The sequence below is a fragment of the bacterium genome, assembly GCA_008933615.1.
In the GTDB taxonomy this organism is placed as follows: domain Bacteria; phylum CLD3; class CLD3; order SB21; family SB21; genus SB21.
Window position 1 is genome coordinate 1 of the sequence record WBUR01000082.1, and the last position, 3,571, is coordinate 3,571.

General features: G+C 44.8%; 2 protein-coding genes. Both read right to left on the reverse strand.

Annotated features, from left to right (window positions below):
• Positions 1–155: 155 nt before the first annotated feature.
• Complete coding sequence (locus F9K33_16425) at positions 156–362, reverse strand: hypothetical protein (protein ID KAB2877427.1); 207 nt, start codon at positions 360–362, stop codon at positions 156–158.
• Between the two features lie 241 nt (positions 363–603).
• The gene (locus F9K33_16430; GenBank protein KAB2877428.1) at positions 604–2,211 is read right to left on the reverse strand and encodes a hypothetical protein; all 1,608 of its coding nucleotides are present in this window, start codon (positions 2,209–2,211) and stop codon (positions 604–606) included.
• Between the last annotated feature and the right edge of the window lie 1,360 nt (positions 2,212–3,571).

The window sequence follows — 3,571 nt, forward strand, 5'->3', positions numbered from 1 at the left end:
CTCCTGCCGGCGGAATGTAGGTTACATAGGAGTCCACCGCAAAGGTCAAAGGTGGTTCGTCTTTACCACTTTGCTTAAACGAATCCTCTGTGAGTTGGTGCTCTTGTGCCAACTCTATGAGCGTTCGTTGTGCTTTTAGCATGTTGCCAAAGTAGTCAGACAAGGTTATCTCCCAATTCCCTACCCTCTCCTCCTCCGGTAAGAAGGGAAGGGATCGCTTTACCGAATAGCAATTCTGATGGAGTTACTCCTATAGTCTCATGAATTTGCGCGTTCATGATACGTTGGACTAATTGTAAGTAATCCATCGACCATAACGCTACCATTCGTCTATCCAATAGGATAGCCCGTAAGTGTTTCATCACTTCTTTGTTAGCTCACTCCACAATGGAATTATCCTGTTTCGAATATGCCAACGCCTGCTGATGTTCACTGCCTACTAACTCCGTTAGTTGCTTAAATTCAGAAACCAGATTTGTTTAAAAACAAATCGGCATTAACTTAGGAAGCGAAGTCTACTGACCGACCTGGAGACTGACAGACATTTAAACGCATAATTTGTGGTGTCTGTATGGGTTCTTTGTAAACTTAAGATATCTAAGCCTAAGATAGATGCTGAATGCTGTTCAGCAAAGCATTCTTACCCTCTGCCATCATGGCCTCCGCTTGTTCTTTGCTAGAAGCCCTCGTCACCCCACTTAGATCAATGAAACAGAACTCCAATCTCCACTTTGCAGATGTTAGTGTCTTCGTCGGAAAAATCGCTACATGTCGCCACTCAATATCGTCGTGAACCAATTTAACTTTGGCACACCTTGCGATGCAGCTTTCCAACACATCCCTAGGATTGCATTTCGAAACAAGGTCATGCACACTGACAAAGTCTTTCACTGGAGCATTCTCATCAGGTGGCTTCCACCATTTCGAATCAATATTCGGATTCTGGTTGAAGTGAAAAGCAAACGGCATTACAACCGCATGGCGACCACAAAGTGTCGTCCAGTACACACTTGTTATTCCAAGTGCGTGCCAGCGATCGACCTCAGCCTTAACGCGCTGCAACTCATCGCCTTTTCTGCCTTCAGCAATACGCCTTTGAAACTTTACCACTGCCAATCTGCCCTTACTTGCTCCTAACATTCTCGACTTTTCAACGTGACACGCCAGCCAAACTCGTCCATCTGCCCCACCGTGGAAGTCTCGGAGCAGGTAAAACGTGTCGGAGTTTTTCCTGGGAGGCTTGAATGATAGCTGCGTGATATTAGGTATTCCTGACTGCCAAACCCATTGATCGCGACTCATAAAAATGTAGGAGCGCTTTGAATGCAGCAGAGGGACCGCTGGTGCAATGCTTCCGGCATTTCTGACAAGCTTTTTCAGCCAGGAGTAAAGAGCAGTTGCGAGACGCCTTGAATCAGTGCGATGATACGTGGCAGACATGTGAAGAATTCTTTCGGTAGATGGAGAGGAAAAGACAACGTCATTGTCCAGCTCATATGCATCATCTGTGGCAACGGCAGATAAATCAGAATCCTCCAACCAACCAAAAGTCCATTCATCCCAATTCGTAAATAGGCCTATAACATTCCGAATCCCATGGAAAGAACGAATGCGGAGCAAATAATCATAAAGTTGGCCGTAGTTGATGTACTGTTGCTGCTTGTTGACTCTACCAGGTTTTTTCACCTCCACGGCACCCACTGGGTATCCGTTGAATGAAAGAATCCAAAAGTCGGCCTTTAGTTCTGATATTGTCATTTCAGCCAGTACAGACAGTTTCTCTTCAACTCGCGCAGCATACATCATATCTTTGAGAACTGTCTTGACGAAGCCTTGAACGTCACTTTCCGTGGATGCTTGAAGCTCCCTAGAACTGAAAATTTCAGTTGTCCTCGTACCGCAATGCTCTAAATCCTTATCCGTGATGGCAAAAATTCCAAAGCTCTTATCAACTATAGAGGTCAGCGGCTGGTGCTTATTATTCGTTGATGGACCCGACTTATTTCCGAGCATGGTCAACTTCGGAATTTCGATGCCAGCGCGAAAGTACTGCGACACCGATTGAACATCTATTCCTTGAAGCTTCTGCTCGGCAGCTTGACGCTGCTGCTCGGCAGCATGAAACTTCTGCTCGGCAGTTTGAATCGCCCTCTTCACAGCTTCCCGTTCGTCTAGGCTTAATTTTTCCAGAGCATCGTCGAGATTCGACATTTTGGTAGTCAAGAGTCAAGCTTTGGCGGCACAGGCAAGAGTCAACAGGCAAAGGCATCCCGCGCAAAGTAACGGTAAGTCGACTCACCCAATGCAATCACAGGAGAGTCTGGAAACTTGAAGAAGACCTACCAAGGAAAATCACATGAAGAGCAGTGTAGTTAGGTACTTCTGGGATGCTGATTCACCGCGTGCCCACAGTTATTACAGCTGCCATATGAAATAAATTTGTGTGCGCAAACGCCACCCTGACTCCTAGATTCCTAACTTCCGCACCACCAGGACTGCCACCACCCCTTGTAATGCTACAGTATAATAGTGTTGTGAAGAAAGAACTTTTTGTAGTTACTATAAGTAATTACTACTTGCCATTTGGGTACTGTGAATTCACTAAACGTGAAAATGGTCAAGAGTGCTCTTATCAGAAGGTAAGAGATTAATTATAGGTTACAAGGTGCCGGTGGTGGCGGTTTCACTATCACTATTCTAGGAAGTTAGGTCTTAAGGGTACAGGGTGAGCGTCCGCGTACACTGCCCTTCCTTTCTTTTCGAAATTTGTCCCAAATTTCCTTGTAGTTCAAGTGTACATTGTAACAGTTGATCGGTTATGTGAGATTCTTACTCACTAAACTCTCCCGCAGAAAAGCCTTGCGTTGAAGTAAAACAATTGCCGAAGAGAATCTTCATAGATACCGATCGTGAAACTCTTTTAGTTCTTAATCTCATTCGTTGATGAGGTTAAGTCATCTCGTTCGTTGACGAGGTTAAGTGACTAACATTTGGCTAATACCTCGTTAGACTTGTAAGTAAGTACTGGTGGTAGTTGTACTCCAATGAGTTCATTCCTCATTTAGAGCTGGAGTTCACTATCGTTCGCAGTTTGTGATTGTTGCAATAATCAACAAACGCTTGAGTTGTACGTACTCCTTCGTAAGGTTCCCATGTGTCGTATTTCTCTTCGGCATACCCTAACCATTTGACCTTAAAAGGTCATTTCCGTACGTCGTTTGGCCGAGCGATGGGCTACAATCCTCTCGACTTCAAACATTCCAGCATTTTGTGCTGCTACTTTCCTTGGGTCATGAACCTCTGGAACGTGCTTGAATGCTTTCAAGTTCGTCACATGGGTTGTAATTACTTTATGATTAACCAAGTCAGTAATAGTGTAGTCATCTCCATTAATACGAGTAACCTTATAAGGTCCAGCTCGTTCAAATTGTAACTTTTGTCTTACTCCTGCCGGCGGAATGTAGGTTACATAGGAGTCCACCGCAAAGGTCAAAGGTGGTTCGTCTTTACCACTTTGCTTAAACGAATCCTCTGTGAGTTGGTGCTCTTGTGCCAACTCTATGAGCGTTCG